Below are 20,596 nucleotides of genomic sequence, written 5' to 3' on the forward strand. Positions count from 1 at the left end.
TAAAAACCAGCCCCCTATGGCCGCGCCAGCACGGGCCCCAGGGCCTTGCCGGTGTGCGTCCCGAGCCGCACCACGTCTTCCGGCGCAGCCGCCGCGACGATGCGGCCCCCTTCCCGGCCGCCCTCCGGCCCCAGGTCGAGAATCCAGTCGGCTTCGGCGATCACGTCCAGGTCGTGCTCGATGACGACCACGCTGTGCCCGCCGTCCACCAGCCGGTGCAGCACCTGGATGAGCTTGTGCACGTCGGCCATGTGCAGGCCCACCGTGGGCTCGTCCAGCACGTAGAGCGTGTGCGGCGCCTTCTGGCCGCGGCGGCCGACCTCGTCGCGCACCTTGGTCAGCTCGGTCACCAGCTTGATGCGCTGCGCCTCGCCGCCCGACAGCGTGGGGCTGGGCTGGCCCAGCGTGAGGTAGCCCAGCCCCACGTCCTTCAGCAACTGCAGCGGGTGCGCGATGCTGGGCATGCTGGGGAAGAACTCCACCGCCTCGTCCACTTCCATCTGCAGCACGTCGCCGATGCTCTTGCCGCGCCAGGTGACGGCCAGCGTCTCGGGATTGAACCGCGCGCCGTGGCAGGTTTCGCAGGGCACCTTCACGTCGGGCAGGAAGCTCATGGCGATGGTGCGGATGCCCTGGCCTTCGCAGCCCGGGCAGCGCCCTTCGCCGGTGTTGAAGCTGAACCGCCCGGCGGCGTAGCCCCGCGCCTTGGCCTCCAGCGTTTCGGCAAACAGCTTGCGGATGGTGTCCCAGAAGCCGATGTACGTGGCGGGGCAGCTGCGCGGCGTCTTGCCGATGGGGGTCTGGTCCACCTCCAGCACGCGGTCCACCGTCTCGAAACCCGACAGGCCGGTGCAACCCACGAGCGGCGGCGCCTTGCCAGCGTCCATCGCATCGCGGCCGGCCCGGGTCGAGCGCTGCTGCACCCACGCCTGCACGTTGGCCAGCAGCACGTCGCGCGCCAGGGTCGATTTGCCCGAGCCGCTCACGCCGGTCACGGCCACCAGCCGGTTGAGCGGCACGCTGGCCGTCACGTGCTGCAGGTTGTGCAATTGGGCGCCGCGAACGGTCAGCCAATGCTCCGGCTCGGCCGTTTTGGCATCATTTTTGCCTTGCGCCCTAGTGCTATATGCGGTGGCAGCTATCGAAATAGTAGCGTCCGAGCGGGCAATGTGCACCGGCGGCACCACCGGGCGACGGGCCTGCAGCGGGTGCCGCATGGCGTGCAGCAGGTAGCGGCCGGTCTGCGAGTCCTCGGCGGCCTGCACGTCGGCCACGCTGCCCTGCGCCACCAGCCGCCCGCCGCGCTTGCCGGCACTGGGGCCGATGTCGATGATGTGGTCGGCGCGGCGGATGGTGTCCTCGTCGTGCTCCACCACCACCAGCGTGTTGCCCTTGTCGCCCAGCTTGTGCAGGGCGTTCAGCAAAATCTGGTTGTCGCGCGCATGCAGGCCGATGGTGGGCTCGTCCAGCACGTAGCACACGCCCTGCAGGTTGCTGCCCAGTTGCGCCGCCAGGCGGATGCGCTGCGCCTCGCCGCCCGACAGCGTGGGCGCACCCCGGTCCAGCGTGAGGTAGCCCAGGCCCACTTCTTCCAGGAATTCGAGCCGGCTCTGGATTTCGGGGATCAAATCGCGGGCGATGTCGGCCTCGCGCTGGCTCAAGCCCGCCCCCTGCTGCAGCGCCTCGATCCACTGGCGGATGTCGGTGACCGACAGCGCGGCGATGTCGGCAATGCCCACGCCCGCGCGGCCAGCGGCGGCGTTCTCGCCGAAGCGCACGGCGCGGGCCGTGGCGTTCAGCCGCGTGCCCTGGCAGGTGGGGCAGGTGGGGCAGGCCACGTCCTCGGCTTCGGGCTCGGCGAAGGTCTGCTCGCGGCCCTTTTCCTTGTCGTCCTGCACCGAGTCGTCGAAGACCTTGCGCTGCTCTTTGGTGAGCTTGACACCCGTGCCCACGCAGTCCGGACACCAGCCGTGCTTGCTGTTGTAGGAGAACAGGCGCGGGTCCAGCTCGGCATAGCTGGTGGCGCACACGGGGCAGGCGCGCTTGGTGGAAAACGCCTGCAGCGCGCCGATGTGCGCGGTGGCGCCGCCGGCCACCATGGCGTCCTTCAGACCGTCCAGCTGGCTCAGCACATGGACCACGCCCTTGCCCAGTTCCAGCGCGCGCGCCAGCGACGAGCGCAGCAGCCCTTCGTTCTCGGGCGACACATCCAGGCTGACCACGGGCAGCTCGATGGTGTGTTCCTTGAAACGGTCGATGCGCGGAAAGCCCGTGGTCGGCAGAAAGTGCCCGTCCACGCGCAGATGGGTGTACCCACGCGGACGCGCCCAGTCGGCCAGTTCGGTATAGACCCCCTTGCGGTTCATCACCAGCGGCGCGAGCAGGCCGATGTGCTGGCCCTTGAAGTGGCGCAGCAATTGCGCGGCGATGCTGTCGGGCGTCTGCGGCTGCACGGCGGCGCCGTCGTGCACGCAATGCTGCACGCCGAGCTTGACGTACAGCAGGCGCAGGAAGTGCCATACCTCGGTGGTCGTGCCCACCGTGCTCTTGCGCCCGCCGCGCGACAGGCGCTGCTCGATCGCCACCGTGGGCGGAATGCCGTACACCGCGTCCACCTCGGGCCGGCCCGCCGGCTGCACGATGGAGCGCGCATAGGCGTTGAGCGATTCGAGGTAGCGGCGCTGCCCTTCGTTGAACAAAATGTCGAACGCCAGCGTCGATTTGCCCGAGCCCGACACCCCGGTGATCACGTTGAACTGGCCGCGCGGAATGTCCACGCTCAGGTTCTTGAGGTTGTGCTCTTTGGCATTGATGATCTGAATGGCGTTTTTGGCCGCCGGCGCATGTTCCGCTAGGGCACGTTGCTTCTCTTTTCGTAGCACCGCCGCCTTTTCGTGCACCGAGTGGCCGCCCGCGCCCAGGGCCTGCTCGTACTCGCGCAGCGCGGCGCCCGTGTGCGAGGTGGGGTGCTGGCGCACGTCCTCGGGCGTGCCCTCGGCCACCAGCAGGCCGCCGCCGTCACCGCCTTCGGGGCCCAGGTCGATGAGCCAGTCGCTGGCGCGGATCACGTCCAGGTTGTGCTCGATGACCACCAGCGAATGCCCGGCGTCCAGCAGCTTGCGCAGCGCCCGCATGAGCTTGGCGATGTCGTCGAAATGCAGGCCCGTGGTGGGCTCGTCGAACAGGAACAGCGTGCCCTTGCGCGCCAGCGGCTGGCGCGATTTGCTTTCCACGCGCGCCGCTTCCGCGAGGAAGCCCGCCAGCTTCAGGCGCTGGGCCTCGCCGCCCGACAGCGTGGGCACGGGCTGGCCCAGCTTCACGTATTCCAGCCCCACGTCCACGATGGGCTGCAGCGCGCGGATCACGTCGCGGTCGGCGGCGAACAGGGCGGCCGCCTCGCTCACCGTGAGGTCGAGCACGTCGGCCACGCTGAAGGAGCGGCCACCGCGCTCGATGGTCACCTCCAGGATCTCCGGCCGGTAGCGCTTGCCGTCGCAGTCGGGGCAGCGCAGGTACACGTCCGACAGGAACTGCATCTCCACGTGCTCGAACCCCGAGCCGCCGCAGGTCGGGCAGCGCCCGTCGCCCGAATTGAAGCTGAACTTGGCCGCGGTGTAGCTGCGCTGGCGCGACAGCGGCGCCACGGCGAACAGCTCGCGGATCGCGTCCCACGCGCCCACGTAGCTCACCGGGTTGGAGCGCGCGGTCTTGCCGATGGGCGACTGGTCCACGAACACGACCTCGCCCAGGTGGTCCGCGCCCAGCAGGCGGTCGTGCGCGCCGGGCGTCTCCGTCGCCTTGCCGAAGTGGCGCAGCAGCGCGGGGGCCAGCACGTCCTGGATCAGGCTCGACTTGCCCGAGCCGCTCACGCCGGTCACGGTGACCAGGCGCTGCAGCGGGAACTCCACCGACACGTTCTGCAGGTTGTGCTCGCGCGCGCCCTCCAGGATCAGGCGCGGCGTGGCCTCCGTCACGCGGCGCTGGTAGCCCATGCCGATCTGCTTGGTGCCGGCCAGGTACTGGCCGGTGAGCGTGTCGGCGCGGCGCAGCTCGCCCGTGCTGCCGTCGAACACGATGGAGCCGCCGCGCTCGCCGGGGCCGGGGCCCATGTCGATCACGCGGTCGGCCGCCAGCATGACGGCCGGGTCGTGCTCCACCACCACCAGCGTGTTGCCCGCATCGCGCAGGCGCAGCATGGCCTCGGTGATGCGGTGCATGTCGCGCGGGTGCAGGCCGATGCTGGGCTCGTCCAGCACGAACAGCGTGTTCACCAGCGAGGTGCCCAGCGCCGTGGTCAGGTTGATGCGCTGCACCTCGCCGCCGCTGAGCGTGCGGCTTTGCCGGTCCAGCGTGAGGTAGCCGATGCCCACGTCGCACAGGTATTTGAGGCGCGTGGTGATCTCTTCATGCAGCAGCTTGAGCGCCTGCGCGTCGCCACCCGCGGCGGCATCGCCCTCGGGCAGCTCCATGCGGTCGAAGAAGCGCCGCAGCCGGTCGATGGGCAGCAGCATCAGGTCGTGCAGGCACAGGCCGGGCAGCGCTTCGAGCTGTGCGCGGCTCCACTGCACGCCCTGGGGCATGAAGCGGCGGGCCGGGTCGATCGCGATGTCGGCGTCCTCCTTGCTGCCCACGCGCCACAGCAGGCTCTCGGTCTTCAAACGCGCGCCGCCGCAGGTGGGGCACGGCGTATAGCTGCGGTACTTGGACAGCAGCACGCGGATGTGCATCTTGTAGGCCTTGCTCTCCAGGTACTCGAAGAAGCGCTTGATGCCGTACCACTGCTTGTTCCACTGCCCGTCCTTGTAGCCGGGCGCGCCGCCGATGACCCATTGCTTCTGGTCCTCGGTGAGCTTGTACCAGGGCGTGTCGCGCGGGATGCCGGCGGTTTCGGCGTGCCGCATGAGGTCGTCCTGCGCCTCCTTCCACGCCGGCGTCTGGATGGTCTTGATCGCGCCCGCGCGCAGCGTGAGCTTCTCGTTGGGGATCACGAGCCCGTAGTCCACGCCGATCACGCGGCCGAAGCCGCGGCAGGTGTCGCACGCGCCCACGGCCGAATTGAACGAGAACATCGACGGAATCGGCTCGCTGTAGCGCAGGTCGCTGTCGGGGCAGTGCAGCCCGGTGGAGAAGCGCCACAGCTCCGGCTCGGCGTCGTCCACCAGCCGGTACACGTTCAGCCGCCCGGTGCCGCGCTTGATCGCCACCTCGATGGCCTCCACCACCCGCGCCTTCTCGGCATTGCCGAGGCGGAACCGGTCGGCCACCACATCGAGCAGCTTGCGGGGCCCGGTGGGCGTCGCGACCTCGCGTTCGGCCTGGACCTTGGTGAAGCCGCTGGCGGACAGCCACTGCTCGACCTGCTCGGGCGAGGTGTTGGCGGGCAGCTCGACGGGGAAGGTCAGCACCACGCGCGGATCGCCGGCTTCGGCGCAGCGGCGCTGCAGTTCGGCGTAGATGGTCTCGGGCGAATCGTGGCGCACCGGCTGCGCGGTCTGCCGGTCGAACAGCTGGCCGGCGCGGGCGAAGAGCAGCTTCAGGTGGTCGTTCAGCTCGGTCATCGTGCCGACTGTGGAGCGGCTGGAGCGCACCGGGTTGGTCTGGTCGATGGCGATGGCGGGCGGCACGCCCTCCACCTTGTCCACGGCCGGCTTGTCCATGCGGTCGAGGAACTGGCGCGCGTAGGCGCTGAAGGTTTCCACGTAGCGGCGCTGGCCCTCGGCGTAGAGGGTGTCGAACACCAGGCTGGATTTGCCCGAACCGCTGGGGCCCGTCACCACCGTCAACTCACCCGTGCGGATGTCCAGATCGAGGTTTTTGAGGTTGTGCTGGCGTGCACCGTGGATGCGGATCAATCCCTGGGTCATCGGGGGTCTTTCGGGTAGGGGAGGCGGAGCATTCTAGGGACGGCTTCCGCGCGCGGAAGGTAGGGCGTTTTCCCATATCGGGGCGAGGCCGCCGTTGGCAACCGCCCGCGGCATGGAAAAGGCCTTCGACCCAGGGTGTTACCTATTGTCACGAATCGTCAACTTCGGCAAGGTGGCGCCCAGGCAGAGGGCTTTCCTCGGCAACCCCTCACGGATTGGAGACACACCATGGCATTCATGCGCAACACCGGCGCCGCACTGGTCCTGGCCGCCTTGCTGTCGGCGGCCCAGGCACAGATTCTCATCGGCCAGACCGCCGGATTCTCGGGCGCGGTGGCCTCGGGCGTGCAGGAGACGACCGAGGGCGCCAAGCTGTACCTGGACGCCGTCAACGGGCGGGGCGGGGTCCACGGCCAGAAGGTGGAGCTGGTCTCTCTGGATGACAAGTTCGATCCGCAACTGTCCGTCGCCAATGCCCGCAAGCTCATCGAGGAGCAGAACGTCTCCGCCCTCTTCCTCACGCGCGGCACGCCCCACACCGAGGCCATTATTCCGCTGCTGGACAAGCACGGCGTGGCCCTGGTCGGCCCCTCCACCGGCGCCATGGTGCTGCACAAGCCGGTGCGCAAGAACGTCTTCAACGTGCGCGCGACCTACCAGCGCGAAGCCGAAAAGGCGATCTCCCACCTGGTCTCCATGGGCATCACCCGGATCGCCGTGGTGCAGGCGGACGACAGCTTCGGGGCCGACGGCATGGTCGGCGCGCAAAAGGGGCTGGAAGCCGCCAAGCTCAAGGCCGTGCTGCAGGAAAAGTTCGACCGCTCCAAGCCGGACTTCGCCCCCATCGCGCCCAAGATCGTGCAGTCGCAGGCCCAGGCCGTGCTCATGATCGCCTCGGGCACCGCCGTGGCCGAAGGCTATGCGGCATTTCGCGCCGCCGGCTCGGGCGCGCAGATGGTCACGTTGTCCAACAACGCCTCCGCCGGTTTTGCCAAAAGCCTGGGCGCCAACGCCCGCGGCGTGATCGTCACCCAGGTGTTCCCCAACGAACGGGCCATGAACTTCCCCCTGGTGCGCGAGGCGCAGGACCTCGCCAAGGCCCAGGGCAAGGAAATCAGCCCCGCCATGCTGGAAGGCTATGCCGCCGCGAAGGTCCTGGTCGAAGGCCTGCGCCGCGCCGGACCCAAGCCCTCCCGCGACCGCATCCAGGCGGCCCTGGAGGGGCTGCAGAAGTTCGACCTGGGCGGGCTGGAGGTCAGCTACAGCCCCGAGGACCACACCGGCCTGGACTTCGCCGACCTGTCTATCATCGGAACCGACGGAAAGTTCCGCCGCTGAAGGCCGGGGCAGCGTGCCCGAGCGGCCGCAATGGCCCAGCCCATCCGGGGGATATGAGGAAAGCCGCGGCCATCGCCTCGGCACAATCACCGTACCTTTCGGTTACGTCCCTTCCTGAGAAGCGCCATCGCCGGACATGCCGGGGCCGGAGCGAGTCCGGCACGCCCCTCCATCCTTTGACCAGAGAGCTATGAGAACCCTCCAGAAAATCAGCGCGGGCGTGGCCCTGACGGCGCTGCTGTCAGCCGCGCAGGCGCAGATCCTCATCGGACAGACCGCCGGTTTTTCCGGCACGGTAGCCGCAGGGGTGCAGGAAACCACCGACGGCGCCAAGCTGTACCTGGACGCCATCAATGCGCGGGGCGGCATCCACGGGCAGAAAATCCAGCTCATCTCGCTGGACGATAAGCTCGACCCCCAGCTGGCCGTGGCCAATGCCCGCAAGCTGATCGAAGAGCAGAACGTCTCCGCCCTCTTCCTCACCCGGGGCACGCCGCCCACCGAAGCCGTCATCCCGCTGCTGGACAAGTACGGCGTGGCCCTGGTCGGCCCCTCCACCGGCGCCATGGTGCTGCACCGGCCCGTGCGCCGGAACGTCTTCAACGTGCGGGCGCCCTACCAGCGCGAGGCCGAGAAGGCCATCGCGCACCTGGTGTCCGTCGGCATCACCAAGATCGCCGTGGTCCATGCGGACGACAGCTTCGGCGCGGACGGTCTGGTCGGTGCACAAAAGGGGCTGGACGCCGCCAAGGTCAAGGCCGTGCTGCTCGAGAAGGTCGATCGATCCAGGCCCGACTTCGCCGCCCTCGTGCCCAAGATCGCGCAGTCCCAGGCCCAGGCCGTGCTGATGATCGCCTCCAGCACCGCGGTGGCCGAAGGCTACGCGGCCCTGCGCGCCGCGGGCTCGACGGCCCAGATGGCCACCCTGTCCAACAATGCCTCCGCCGGTTTCGCCAAAAGCCTGGGCGCCAACGCCCGGGGGGTGATCGTCACCCAGGTGTTCCCCAGCGAGCGCGCCGTGAACCTGCCCCTGGTGAGCGAAGCACAGGACCTCGCCAAGAGCCGGGGCAAGGAAGTCAGCCCCGCCATGCTGGAAGGTTTCGCGGCCGCCAAGGTGCTGGTGGAAGGCCTGCGCCGCGCCGGCCCCAAGCCCACCCGGGAGCGGATCCATGCGGCGCTGGAAGGCTTGCAGAAGCTCGACCTGGGCGGCCTGGAGGTGAGCTACGGCCCCGACGACCACACCGGGCTGGACTTTGCCGACCTGTCCATCCTCGGCGCGGACGGAAAATTCCGCCGCTGAGGGGCTGAAAACCTCGCTTTCGCCCCGCCGGCCCTCCGCACTCGGCAAAAAGCCCGCATCAGCGGGCTTTTTCACGTCTGCATCGGTCAACCGCCTGCTTTAGGAAGCGCTGCTGGCTCCCGAGGCGGGCACGGCAGGTGCCGATGCGGGGCTGCTGCCTGCTGGGGTGGCCGTTTCAGGTACGTGCACGGCATCGGCCCCGTGCTTTTCACCGCTCATGTCCACTTTGTCTCCGGCTTTCATGATGACGAAGAGCGACAGCGCTGCGAACAGAACGAAGCCCACGACGATTTTCCACATACCTATCTCCTTTTTAGTGAAACGAACGGCTGAAAAAAAGCCCCACACCCCTTTCGGGATGTGAGGCTCGGATCGTCTGGAACGCGGGTTGGCAGCCGGGGCCGCCGACCCGCGTCAACCATCAGAATGCGTGGCGAACGCCCACGGCCACGGAGCTGAAGTCAGCGCCGGCGATGCCCGTCATGTAAGCGGCGTTGCGGCTGTTGTTCACCTTCGTGTAGTAGCCGTACACCTTGGTGCGCTTGCTCAGGTTGTAGTTGTAGCCCAGCGTGTATTGCGTAGCGGCGCTGTCAGCCACGTTCTTGTACTTGCCGGCACGGCCCACGTTCACGTGGAATTCCGAAGCGCCCATCAGGTAGGCACCCGACAGACGGAACGTGTTGCGCTTGCCGCCGTTCAGCACGTATGCGTCTTCGTCACGTTGGTAGTAGCCGCCGAACATGAACGAACCCATCGTGTACAGGCCGCGCAGTGCGAACTGGTTCACGTCGCCTTGCTTGCTGTAGCCAGCGCCCAGGGCCAGAGCGCCCAGGTTGTAGTTGGCAGCCAGGTCATAGGCGTTCTTCACGCCGACAGCTTGCTCGTGCAGTGCCACGGCGCCTTCGACGGTCAGGCCGCCGAAATCGGGCGTGCGGTAGGAAATCTTGTTGGCATCGGGCATCACGTAGGCGTAGAACGCGTCGGACGACGAACCGGTGTCATGGTTGTGCAGGCTGACGTAGTCGGCCGTGGCGTAGTAGGACTCAGCCGTGAAGCGGCCCAGACGCAGGGCGCCGAAACCACCCGACAGGTTCACTTCGCTTTGACGGGCGAAGAAACCACGTGCATCGGAAGAACCGGTGTCGGAAGCGAAGCCGCTTTCCAGTTGGAAGCCAGCCTTCAGGCCACCGCCGAGGTCTTCCACGCCCTTGAAGCCGAAACGCGAAGCATTGTTGAACAGACCGGTGGTCTTGGTGTCGCCCACTTCTTGGCGTTCCACCGTGGTGTTCACACGGCCATACAGCGTGACGCTGCTTTGGGCGAAGGCAGCGGTGCTACCCAGGAGAGCTAGCACAGCCAGTGCCAAACGATTCGTCTTTTGCATGTGATTTCCTTGAATGCTTTTATCCGTCAGATGGTGTGGTAGGCACTGCAGAGCGGGTGGCCGCCGGGCGTTGGTGCAACTACTTACGAAATTCTAGGGGGTGGCGCCTCAATACCACCCCCAAAAGTCATTTTCATAACAGCCTTGATGCATCGCCACCACACTTTGGCGTTTTTTGCCAACACATGCAGCCCTTTTCCGCACTGCGGGCTCCCGATTCACGGGAGCCCGGGCGGTTCCCATCAGTCGTTGGCGTAGATGTCCACGTCCTTGGTTTCGCGGATGAACAGTGTGCCGATCACCGCCGTGGCGCCCGCGATGATGATGGGGTACCACAGGCCGTTGTACATGTTGCCGGTCTGCGCCACGATGGCGAACGAGGTGGTGGGCAGCAGGCCGCCGAACCAGCCGTTGCCGATGTGGTACGGCAGGCTCATCGACGTGTAGCGGATGCGGGTGGGGAACATTTCCACCAGCATGGCGGCGATGGGGCCGTACACCATGGTCACCAGCAGCACGAGGTAGGTCAGCAGGACGACCATCATCACCTTGTTCATCTTGGCGGGGTCGGCCTTGGTGGGGTAGCCATCGGCCTTGAGGGTGTCGGCCACGGCCTTCTTGAACTCCGCGTCCTTGACCTTGACCTGGTCGGCGGGCAGGCCCTTGGCGCTGTAGCTCGGGATGGTGGTGGCACCGATCTTGATCACGGCGGGCGTGCCGGCCGGTGCGACTTCGTTGTCATAGCTCACCGAACCGGCGGCCAGCACCTGCTTGGCGATGTCGCACGAACTCGTGAACTTGGACGTGCCCGTGGGGTTGAACTGGAACGAGCACTCGGCCGGGTCGGCCACGATCACCACCTTGTTCTTGGCCTGCGCGGCGGCGAGATCGGGGTTGGCGGCTTCGGTCAGGGCCTTGAACACCGGGAAGTACGTCAGCACGGCGAGCACGCAGCCCAGCATGATGATGGGCTTGCGGCCGATCTTGTCCGACAGCGTGCCGAACACGATGAAGAACGGCGTGCCGATCAGCAGCGCGGCGGCGATCATCAGGTTGGCCGTGACGGCATCCACCTTCAGCTGCTGCGTGAGGAAGAACAGCGCATAGAACTGCCCCGTGTACCAGACCACGGCCTGGCCGGCGGTCAGGCCGATCAGCGCGAGGATCACGATCTTGAGGTTCTTCCACTCGCCGAACGACTCGGCCAGCGGCGCCTTGGAGGTCTTTCCCTCGGCCTTCATCTTCTGGAAGGCGGGCGATTCCGACAGCGACAGCCGGATCCACACCGAAATGCCCAGCAGCAGGATGGACACCAGGAACGGAATGCGCCAGCCCCAGTCGCCGAACTCCTGCTCGCCCATCACGGTGCGGGTCCCCAGGATGACCAGCAGCGACAGGAACAGGCCCAGCGTGGCGGTGGTCTGGATCCACGAGGTATAGGCGCCGCGCTTGCCTTGCGGCGCGTGCTCGGCCACATAGGTGGCGGCCCCGCCGTACTCGCCGCCGAGGGCCAGGCCCTGCAGCATGCGCAGCGCGATCAGGATCACCGGCGCGGCCACGCCGATGCTGGCGTAGGTCGGCAGGATGCCCACGATGAACGTGGACAGGCCCATGATCAGGATGGTGACGAGAAAGGTGTACTTGCGCCCGATCATGTCGCCCAGGCGCCCGAACACCAGCGCGCCGAAGGGCCGCACGATGAAACCGGCCGCGAAGGCCAGCAGCGCGAAGATGAAGGCCGAGCCCGCATCCAGCCCGCTGAAGAACTGCTTGGCGATGATGGCCGCGAGCGAGCCGTACAAGTAGAAGTCATACCACTCGAACACGGTGCCCAGCGACGAGGCGAAGATGACTTTTCTTTCTTCCGGCGACATGGGCCGGGATGCAACATTGGTAGCCATGGTGCTTGTCTCCATTGGTGGTCGGATGGATGCGGAAATGCACGGTGCGATGGGGTTTCCGGGCACTCGTCGCAGCCTGGACCGCAATATCGGACGTGCATCTGACCAAACACTGACAAGCGCCAGGCGCCCCACGGCGCCCCGGACTGACAGCCACCTGACAAACCCCGGGCCAACCCTGCACCCGCATTTCTCGATGCGGTAAATCGGGGGGTAAAACTGCGGTGCAACCCACCGAACGGGCCACGGAGGCACCAACGACGCACCGCCGCGCCACGGGAAAACCCTGCCAGGGACTAACCCTGAAAGGGCGGGGACGTCGGGGGAATCTGCCGCGTCAGCGCGATCAAGCAGGCCGACTCGGTGCCTGCCACCGGGTTCGGCGGGATCAGGCGGCGGCGGGCGGCAAGCCGGAGGGCAGCGCCTCGGCACGGCCCCACGCGGGGCCGTCGAACCAGGGGTCGCCGCTCAGGCAGGCCCGCAGCATGGGCAGGCTGTCCAGCCCACAGAACAGGCGGCCTTCCACCTCGAAAGCCGGCACGCCGAACACGCCACGCTGCGCCGCCGCGTCGGTGTTGGCGCGCAGCAGGGCCTTGGCGGCGGTGCCTGCGGGGTCCGGGCGCACCTGTTGCGCGAGCGCCTCGGCCAGCGCCTGCAGCCGCGCAGGGTCGTTGGCACCGTGCCCGCCCAGCCACACGTGGCGCAGCACGGTGCCAGCCACGAAGCGGTTGATGGCGCCGTCCTCGCTGCAGGCCAGCGACTGGCGCAACAGCGGCAGCGGGTTGAACGGGTGCTGGGCCGGCATGACCAGGCCCGTGCCGAGCGAATGGCCCAGCCATTCGGCATGGCGGTACGTCCACAGCCGCTTGGCCGGAATGCCCGCCGGACCCGGGTTGCCGTGGCGCTGCAGCAGCGCGCCCAGCAGCACGGGCCGGTACTCGACGCTGTAGCTCAGTCCTTCCAGGGCCTGCGGCAACTGCTCGAACGCCAGCCAGGCATAGGGCGAGACGAAGTCCAGGTAGAAGGTGATGTGCTTCACGGCAGGTCCGGAAAAGGGGATGGCGGGGGAAACTCGAAACCCGCGCGCTGCGCGAGGCGGGCCCAGATCGCGCGGCGTTCGGCGTCATCCGCGCCCGACCATGCGCGGATCTCGTCCAGCGTGCGAAAGCAGCCGTCGCAGTAGGTGCCGTCGGCCGACAGGCGGCACACCGAGATGCACGGCGAGGGCACGCCGTCCGTGCTGTCCTCGTCGAAATAGCCTCCCGCGCTCAGCAGCATCGCGCGGTTGGCGATCGATTCGGTCGCACTCATGGTTCGATCGGCGCTTGCACCACATCGACCACGGGCGCGCTGGTGAGCTTTTCCAGGTCCTGCGGGCGCAGCGCGAACACGCTGTGCGGGTGGCCGGCCGCGGCCCAGATCTCCTCGAAGCGGAACAGTTCGCGGTCGATCAGCGTGACCGGCGGCGTGGCGTGGCCCACGGGGGACACGCCGCCGATCGAGAAGCCCGTGCGCGCCTTGACGAACTCGGCATCGGCGCGGCCGATCTTGCCGACGTGGGCCTCGACCTTCTTCTCATCCACGCGCCGGTCGCCCGAGGTGACGACCAGCACGGCCGCATCGTCGCTTTTGCGCCGGAAGATGATGCTCTTGGCCACCTGGCCGACCAGGATGCCCAGGCCATCGGCCGCCTGCTGGGCGGTGCGCGCCGCATCGTCGAGCATGCGCGGCATGTGCGGATGGCCCAGCGACTGCAGCGTGGCGGCCACGCGCTGGACGCCTTCGGGAAGGGGAATGAGTTCGGCTGCGCACATGGGATCTCTCAAGGCCGGAAGGCCGGTGGTCCAAAGCGTTGATCTTAGCGATGGCCGCCGGGGCGCGCAGCCTCTCGGGGGACCTTCAAGCCGCCGCGCGCTCCTGGTGCACGCCGGGGCCCTGCTCCGCCAGATCCCAGAACAGGCCGGCCATGATCTGCAGCGATTCGCGCGTGACGTCCGCCAGGATGTGCTCGTTGGGCGCGTGCTGCGAGCAGGCCGGGTACGAGTGCGGCACCCACAGCGTGGGCAGGCCCAGGGTCTCGGAGAACACGTCGTTGGGCAGCGAGCCGCCCAGGTTGGGCAGCAGCGCCGGGCGCCGGCCGGTGGAGCGCTCGATGGAGGCCAGGCCCCAGCGCACCCAGGCATCGTCCGGATCCAGCCGGGTGGCGGCCATGTGCACGTCGGTGCCTCGCACCTCCACGTCGGTGAAGCCGCGGGCCTGCAGGTGCTCGCGGATGTGGTCCAGGAACGCCGTGGGGTCGGAGCCCACCACGTAGCGCATGTGGCAGTGCGCGCGCGCCTCGGCGGGAATGGCATGCACCGGCATGGCCGGGTTGCCGGTGGTGAAGGCCAGCACCTCCAGGCTGTTCCAGCCGATCACGCGCTCGGACGGGGTCAGGCCGGGCTCGCCCCAGTCCGGGTCGATCTCGGGGTCGTCCGGGCCACCGCCCACGTCGATGTCGCGCAGCGCCTCGCGCACGCTGGCGGGCAGCTCGGTGGGGCGCAGGCCCGGCACCTGGATGCGGCCGCGCTCGTCCACCAGGCTGGCGATGGCATGCGCCAGCCGGATGCCCGGGTTGCGCAGCAGGCCACCCCAGTTGCCCGAGTGGTGGCCACCGTCGCGCAGCTTCACGTGCAGGTCGAAATTGAAGACGCCGCGCGAGCCCAGGAACAGGGTGGCGCGCGAGGCGGACACCCGGGGCCCGTCGGAGGCGATGAACAGGTCGGCCGCGAGCGCATCGCGCTCGTTCGCGCACACCGCGTTCAGGCCCGGCGAGCCGTCCTCCTCGCCCATCTCCAGGATGATCTTGACGTTGTAGCCCAGGCGGCCTCCCCGCACCGCCAGCACCTGCTCCAGCGCGGTGAGGTTGATGGTGTGCTGGCCCTTGTTGTCGGCCGTGCCGCGGCCATACCAGCGGTTGCCCTCCACCACGATGTCCCACGGTTTGAGGCCCGCGCGCCATTGCGCGTCGTAGCCGCGCACCACGTCGCCGTGGCCGTAGGTCAGCAGCGTGAAGGCAGCGCCCTCCTCGGCACGCTCGGCCAGCAGGAAGGGGCTCTTGCCCGGCACCGGGTTGTCCACCACACGGCATGCAAAGCCCAGCGCCTGCAGCTGCGGCACCATCTCCTCGGTCAGGTAGGCATGCAGGATGGAGCCGCTGGCGGCGTCCTGGCTTTCGGTGCGGAAGGCGACCCGGCGCGCCAGCGTCTGCTGAAAGCGCCCGTCATCGAAGCAGGCCAGCGTCTGGGCAATGGCTTGGTCACGGCTCATGGGAAAGGTCCTCGGGTGGGGTGGGTGGAGTGAATGGAAGGTGCATATAGGCTGCTCAGGCCAGGGCCGCACGCTCGATGTCAGGAATGCCCAGGCCCGGCTCGGGCGTGAGCGCGGAGGCCAGCAGCCGGCGGGTATAGGCGTGTTCGGGCCGGGCGAAGATCTGCTCGCGCGTGCCCAGTTCCACGATGGCGCCGCGGTACATCACGGCCACGCGGTCCACCAGGTGCTCGACCACGCCCAGGTCGTGGCTGATGAACAGGTAGGTCAGGCCGAACTCGGCCTTGAGGTCGAGCAGCAGGTTCAGGATCTGCGCCTGCACCGACACGTCGAGCGCCGAGGTCGGTTCGTCGCAGATCAGGATGTCGGGCCGCAGCACCAGCGCCCGCGCGATGGCCACGCGCTGGCGCTGCCCGCCCGACAGCTGGTTGGGGTACTGCGCATGGGTGCGCTCGGGCATGCCGACCAGATCGAGCATCTCGCGCACGCGCCGGCGCTGCTCCACGGCCGTGCCCACCTGGTGCAGGCGCAGCGGCACGCCGACGATGTCGGCCACGGTGCGGCGCGGGTTGAGCGACGAGTACGGGTCCTGGAAGATGGGCTGGATGCGCCGCGCCAGCGCGCGGCGCTGGCGCGGATCGATCTCCTTGCCATCGACCAGCACGCTGCCCGAGCTGGGCGGCAGCAGGCCCAGCAGCATCTTGGCGAGCGTGCTCTTGCCGCAGCCGGATTCGCCGACCAGGCCCAGCGTTTCGCCCTTGAGAACGCGCAGCGAGACGTCGTTCACCGCGTGGATCTCGCCGGGCGCGCGGAACAGTCCGCGCTTCAGGCGGAAGCTGCGGTGCAGCGCGCACAGCTCCAGCGCGATGTCGCTGCCGGGTGCGGGGGGAAGGGGTGAAGGGGTCATGCGGCCTCCGCCAGGGGATGGGCATGCACGCAGCGGACCGCGTGGTGGGCATCCACCGCCACATAGGGCGGCGTGTGCGCACACGCGGCTTGCACGTGCGCGCAGCGGTTGGAAAAAGCGCAGCCCTGCACGGTGCCGACGAGACTGGGCACCACGCCGGGAATGGCCTTCAGCCGGCTGCCCGGCAGCGTCTTGCCGCGCACGGGAATGCAATTGAGCAGGCCCTGCGTGTAGGGGTGCGTGGGGCGCGCGAAAAGCTCGCCCACCGGCGCGGTTTCGATCACCTCGCCCGCATACATCACCGCCACGCGGTCGGCGATGCGCGCCACCACGCCCAGATCGTGGGTGATGAAGACCACGGCCGTGCCGAACTCCTGCTGCAGCTCGCGCAGCAGCCGCAGGATCTGCGCCTGGATGGTCACGTCCAGCGCCGTCGTGGGCTCGTCGGCAATGATGAGGTCGGGCTCGCACATCAGCGCCATGGCGATCATCACGCGCTGGCGCAGGCCGCCCGAGAGCTGGTGCGGGTACTGGCGCAGGCGCTCGGGCGCCTGCGGCACGCCCGCCCGCTCCAGCAGGTACACGGCCCGCTCGCGCGCCTGGGCCATGCTCACCTTGCGGTGCGCGCGCAGCGCCTCGCACAGCTGGTCGCCCAGCGTGTACGACGGGTTGAGCGAGGTCATCGGCTCCTGGAAGATCATTGCCATGCGGGCGCCGCGCAGCGCTGCCATGCCGCGCTCGGGCAGGCCCTGCAGCTCGGCACCGTCGAAGCGGATGCGGTCGGCCGTGCGCACCGCCTTGCGCGGCAGCAGGCCCATGAGCGCGAGCGAGGTCATCGACTTGCCGCAGCCCGATTCGCCCACCAGGCACAGCAGTTCGCCGCGGTTCACGTGGAAATCGATGCCGCGCACCGCGTGCAGCATGCCGCGCTCGGTGGGCAGGTCCACGCGCAGGTTCTTCACGTCCAGCAAAGGGGTGGTCATGGCTCTTTGCCTTTCAGTTCCGGCCATCGGGGGCCGTGAGATCGCGGATGCCGTCGCCCACCAGGTTGATGGCCAGCACCAGCACCGCCAGCACCACGCCGGGGATCAGGATCACCCAGGGCTGGAAGAACATGTAAGCCTTGCCTTCGGCCACCATCAGGCCCCACGACGGCGTGGGCGGCTGCACGCCCAGGCCCAGGAACGACAGGGTCGATTCGAGCAGGATGGCGTGCGCCATCTCCAGCGTGGCGACCACGGTGAGCGCGCTCATCAGGTTGGGCAGCAACTCGCGCACCAGGATGTACGGCGTGGAGGCGCCCAGCGCCTTGGCCGCCGCGATGAACTCGGCATCGCGCAGTTGCTGCGTGGCCGAGCGGGTCACGATGGCGAAGCGGTCCCACAGCAGCAGGCCCAGCAGCACGATCACCACCTGCAGCGAGCCGCCCACGAGCGAGGCCATGGCCAGCGCCACCAGCACCACCGGCATGGCCAGGCGCGTGGTGATGATGTAGCTGATGACCGCATCCACCCGGCCGCCGAAGTAGCCGGCCAGCACGCCCAGCGTGGTGCCGATGGCCCCGGCGATGAGCGCCGTGACCACGCCGATCAGCAGCGACACGCGGGCGCCGTAGATGAGCCGGCTCAGGTAGTCGCGGCCGAGCTTGTCGGTGCCCAGCACGTGCTCCCAGCTGCCCTTGGCATGCCAGACGGGTGGAATGAGGCGCTGGGTCACGTCCTGCGCATAGGGGTCGTGCGGGCTGATCCAGGGGGCGAGCAGCGCGGCCACCAGAGCCAGCACGAGCACGATGGCGCCGAGCACCAGGCCGCGCTGGCCCAGCACGCGGCGCAGCCAGCGGCGCCAGGCCGGTGGCGACGGCAGGGCCAGGGTGGCCGCCGCGCCGGGAGAGGAAAGGGTGGTGGAAGCGTTCATGGCAATCTCCGGTGCGGCGGCTTCAGCGGGTGCGCATGCGCGGGTCGAGCGCGGCATTGAGCACGTCGGCCAGGAAGGTGAGCGCGATGTAGAACACCGCGATGATCAGCACCACGGCCTGCACCACGGGGTAGTCGTTGCGCGCGATGGAGTCCCAGGCGAGCTGCCCCAGCCCCTGCATGGAATACACCGACTCGATCACCACCGAGCCGCCGAGCATGAAGCCCAGTTCCACCGCGGCCAGCGCCACCACCGGAATGATGGCGTTGCGCAGCGCGTGCTTGAACACCACGCGCGAGCGGCTCAGGCCCTTGGCGCGCGCGGTGCGGATGTAGTCCGCGCTCAGCACGTCCAGCATGCCGGCCCGCGTGAGCCGCATCATGGCCGGCATGGCGTAGTAGCCGAGCGCCACCGCCGGCAGCACGAAATGCTGCCAGCTCGTGTTGCCCGCCACGGGCAGCCACTTCAGGCCCACGGCGAACAGCAGCACCAGCGTGAGCGCGAACCAGAAGGTCGGCATGGCCTGGCCCACCACCGCCACCATCAATGCCAGGCGGTCGATCCACGTGTCGCGGTAGAGCGCGGCCAGCACGCCCAATGGAATGGCCACGGCCACGGCCAGCAGCAGCGCCACGCCGCCGAGCTTGAGCGTGATGGGCAGGCGCTCGCCGACCAGCTCCATGACGGTGTTCTGGAAATAGAACGACCGCCCGAAATCCAGCCGCGCCGCCGCGCCCAGCCAGTCGAAGAACTGCTCCACGATGGGGCGGTCCAGCCCGTACTGCACGCGGATCTTCTCCACGTCGGCAGCGCTCGATTCCGGCCCCGCGATGGCGGTGGCCAGGTCGCCCGACAGGTGCAGCAGCATGAAGCTGACGACCGCCACGGTCAGCATGACGCTCAGCGCCACCAGCAGGCGGCGAAAGATGTAGATCAGCATGGCAGGGGCCCGCGAGGGTGTGGGAGGGACACGAACGCCGGGGCCATCACTTCCAGCTGGCCTGGAAGAAACGCGGCAGCTCGTCGGGCTGGGCCTCGAACTTCAGGTCCGAGGTGAACGCGTAGTTGGTCGAGTACGAGAACAGCGGCGCCCACATGGCCTGGGTGGAGATGCGCTGCAGCGCCTGGGCGTACTTGGCCTTGCGCTCGGCCTTGTCCACCGTGGCGTCGGCCGTCTGCATCAGCGCGATGACCTGCGGGTCCTTGGCGGTGTCGTCCGGGCCGCCCTTGAAGAAGTTGCCCACGAAGGCCGAAGCGTCGTTGATCGAGAACGATCCCCAGGCCTGGAACGTGAGCGGTGCACGGCCGGCGCGCAACTCGGTGCGCAGCGCCGGGTACTGCACGAAGTGCAGCCGCGCGCGGATGCCGACCTTGCGCAGGTCGCCGATCATCGCCTCGGCGTACTCGCGCTCGCGGTAGGCCCACAGCGCGGTGTCGAAGCCGTTCGGGTAGCCCGCCTCGGCCAGCAGCGCCTTGGCCTTGGCCGGGTTGTATTCGTACTGCTGCACCTTGCTGGTGTCGCAGCCGAACTGCGTGCGAAAGCACGGCGCATACACCGGCTGGCTGCCGCCGCGCACCAGGCTGTCGGCCAGACCCTTGCGGTTGATGGCGTAGTTGAGCGCCTGGCGCACGCGGGGGTCCTTGAAGGGCGCAGCCTCGGGCGTGGTGCCGTTGTTGTTGATGGAGATGAAGCCCACGCGCATGGTCTCGCCGCTCAGCACCGAGAGGTTGGGCGCGGCCTTCAGCGAATCGGCCTGGTCGGCCGGCACGCGCCAGATCCAGTCCACCGCGCCGGTCATCAGCTGGGCCATGCGGGCTTCCGGGTCGCGGATGACGGTGAACTTCACGGTACCGATCTTGGGCTGGCCCGCAGGGCTGTCCTTGAAGTAGGCAGTGTTCTTCACCATGGTCACGCCCTGCCCCGGCACCACGCTGGTGATCTTGTAGGGGCCGCTGCCCACCGGCGCCTTGCTGAAACCTTCCAGCCCCACCTTGGTGAAATAGGCTGCGGGGTAGATGGGCGTGGGGCCGGCCAGGTATTCCAGCGCCGCGGGGAACGGCGTCTTGAGGTGGATGCGCACCTCGTAGTCGCTCACCTTGTCCACGCCCTTGATCCAGTCGGTGTTCTGGCGCGTGGCGATCTTGGCGTCGGGGCCGGTCACCACGTTGAAGGTGTAGGCCACATCGTCGGCCGTGAACTTGTCGCCGTTGTGGAACGTGACGCCTTGGCGCAGCGTGACCAGCAGCGCGGTGGGCGACTCCCACTTCCAGGCGGTGGCGAGCTGCGGCTTGAGCTCGCCCGTCTTCGTGTCGCGGTAGAGCAGCGTGTCCCACGCCATGGCCGCGAGCACGACGCCCTCGCGCATGTTGTTGTGGTACGGGCTCACGTTCTCGACCTCGTTGTCCGACGCGTAGGTCAGCGTGTCGTTGGCCTTGCCAGCGTGCGCGCCGGCCCCGAAAACCATCATGCCCAGTGCCAGACAGCCCCGGCGCACCCAGTGGGTGAATAAATGCCCCATTGCGAACTCCTTCATCGTGATGAAACAGGAAACACAGTGAACGGGAGCAAGAATGGGACCTCGAAGGCGTTTCCGCCATTACCGAATATCGCGGCGAGCGATCTCAAAAAGGCAATGCTTGCACCGCATTGCGCCTATGCTTGGGGGATTGCCGCAGCGC

General features: G+C 68.2%; 15 protein-coding genes. 2 read left to right on the top strand and 13 right to left on the bottom strand.

The features are described from left to right. Positions 1 to 14: 14 nt before the first annotated feature. Positions 15 to 5,864 (bottom strand): excinuclease ABC subunit UvrA, encoded by a 5,850-nt coding sequence (uvrA, locus tag M5C96_RS22120; RefSeq protein ID WP_272565298.1) that lies wholly within the window; start codon positions 5,862 to 5,864, stop codon positions 15 to 17. Positions 5,865 to 6,101: 237 nt separating this feature from the next. On the opposite strand from uvrA, the gene M5C96_RS22125 reads away from it, so the two are divergent. Both M5C96_RS22125 and M5C96_RS22130 read left to right on the top strand, forming a co-directional pair. Beyond that, entirely contained in the window at positions 6,102 to 7,202 is a 1,101-nt protein-coding gene (locus M5C96_RS22125; RefSeq protein ID WP_272569813.1) for an ABC transporter substrate-binding protein, read from the top strand. 190 nt (positions 7,203 to 7,392) lie between these two features. Next, positions 7,393 to 8,502 carry an ABC transporter substrate-binding protein gene (locus M5C96_RS22130; RefSeq protein WP_272565300.1) on the top strand — a complete coding sequence of 370 codons (1,110 nt, stop codon included), beginning with the start codon at positions 7,393 to 7,395 and terminating at the stop codon, positions 8,500 to 8,502. A gap of 99 nt (positions 8,503 to 8,601) precedes the next feature. Here the strand turns inward: M5C96_RS22130 and M5C96_RS22135 are convergent, their stop codons facing one another. The 12 genes from M5C96_RS22135 to M5C96_RS22190 all read right to left on the bottom strand — a co-directional run bounded on the left by M5C96_RS22135 (position 8,602) and on the right by M5C96_RS22190 (position 20,385). After that, complete coding sequence (locus tag M5C96_RS22135) at positions 8,602 to 8,802, bottom strand: hypothetical protein (protein ID WP_272565301.1); 201 nt, start codon at positions 8,800 to 8,802, stop codon at positions 8,602 to 8,604. 121 nt (positions 8,803 to 8,923) lie between these two features. Beyond that, on the bottom strand, positions 8,924 to 9,886 hold the full coding sequence (locus tag M5C96_RS22140; RefSeq protein ID WP_272565303.1) for a porin: 963 nt from the start codon (positions 9,884 to 9,886) through the stop codon (positions 8,924 to 8,926). 242 nt (positions 9,887 to 10,128) lie between these two features. Then, positions 10,129 to 11,787, bottom strand: a complete 1,659-nt coding sequence (locus M5C96_RS22145; protein WP_272565304.1) for an MFS transporter — start codon at positions 11,785 to 11,787, stop codon at positions 10,129 to 10,131. 388 nt (positions 11,788 to 12,175) lie between these two features. Then, positions 12,176 to 12,826 (bottom strand): 2-hydroxychromene-2-carboxylate isomerase, encoded by a 651-nt coding sequence (locus M5C96_RS22150; RefSeq protein ID WP_272565305.1) that lies wholly within the window; start codon positions 12,824 to 12,826, stop codon positions 12,176 to 12,178. After that, positions 12,823 to 13,098, bottom strand: a complete 276-nt coding sequence (locus M5C96_RS22155) for a DUF1289 domain-containing protein (RefSeq protein ID WP_272565306.1) — start codon at positions 13,096 to 13,098, stop codon at positions 12,823 to 12,825. Before M5C96_RS22155 ends, M5C96_RS22150 begins: the two co-directional genes overlap by 4 nt. Next, positions 13,095 to 13,601, bottom strand: a complete 507-nt coding sequence (locus M5C96_RS22160; RefSeq protein WP_272565308.1) for a YbaK/EbsC family protein — start codon at positions 13,599 to 13,601, stop codon at positions 13,095 to 13,097. Before M5C96_RS22160 ends, M5C96_RS22155 begins: the two co-directional genes overlap by 4 nt. 85 nt (positions 13,602 to 13,686) lie before the next feature. Further along, positions 13,687 to 15,096, bottom strand: coding sequence for a M20 family metallopeptidase (locus tag M5C96_RS22165; protein WP_272565310.1), 1,410 nt, complete (start codon positions 15,094 to 15,096; stop codon positions 13,687 to 13,689). A gap of 55 nt (positions 15,097 to 15,151) precedes the next feature. Continuing rightward, on the bottom strand, positions 15,152 to 16,003 hold the full coding sequence (locus tag M5C96_RS22170; RefSeq protein ID WP_272565311.1) for an ATP-binding cassette domain-containing protein: 852 nt from the start codon (positions 16,001 to 16,003) through the stop codon (positions 15,152 to 15,154). Then, positions 16,000 to 16,986, bottom strand: a complete 987-nt coding sequence (locus M5C96_RS22175; RefSeq protein WP_272565312.1) for an ABC transporter ATP-binding protein — start codon at positions 16,984 to 16,986, stop codon at positions 16,000 to 16,002. Before M5C96_RS22175 ends, M5C96_RS22170 begins: the two co-directional genes overlap by 4 nt. A 13-nt stretch (positions 16,987 to 16,999) precedes the next feature. After that, positions 17,000 to 17,917 (bottom strand): ABC transporter permease, encoded by a 918-nt coding sequence (locus M5C96_RS22180; RefSeq protein ID WP_272565313.1) that lies wholly within the window; start codon positions 17,915 to 17,917, stop codon positions 17,000 to 17,002. Between the two features lie 22 nt (positions 17,918 to 17,939). Then, positions 17,940 to 18,857: an ABC transporter permease gene (locus tag M5C96_RS22185; protein ID WP_272565314.1), complete on the bottom strand. Its 918-nt coding sequence runs from the start codon at positions 18,855 to 18,857 to the stop codon at positions 17,940 to 17,942. Positions 18,858 to 18,903: 46 nt separating this feature from the next. Continuing rightward, complete coding sequence (locus tag M5C96_RS22190; RefSeq protein ID WP_272569814.1) at positions 18,904 to 20,385, bottom strand: ABC transporter substrate-binding protein; 1,482 nt, start codon at positions 20,383 to 20,385, stop codon at positions 18,904 to 18,906. Between the last annotated feature and the right edge of the window lie 211 nt (positions 20,386 to 20,596).

This window comes from Acidovorax sp. GBBC 1281 (assembly GCF_028473645.1).
Lineage (GTDB): Bacteria > Pseudomonadota > Gammaproteobacteria > Burkholderiales > Burkholderiaceae_C > Paracidovorax.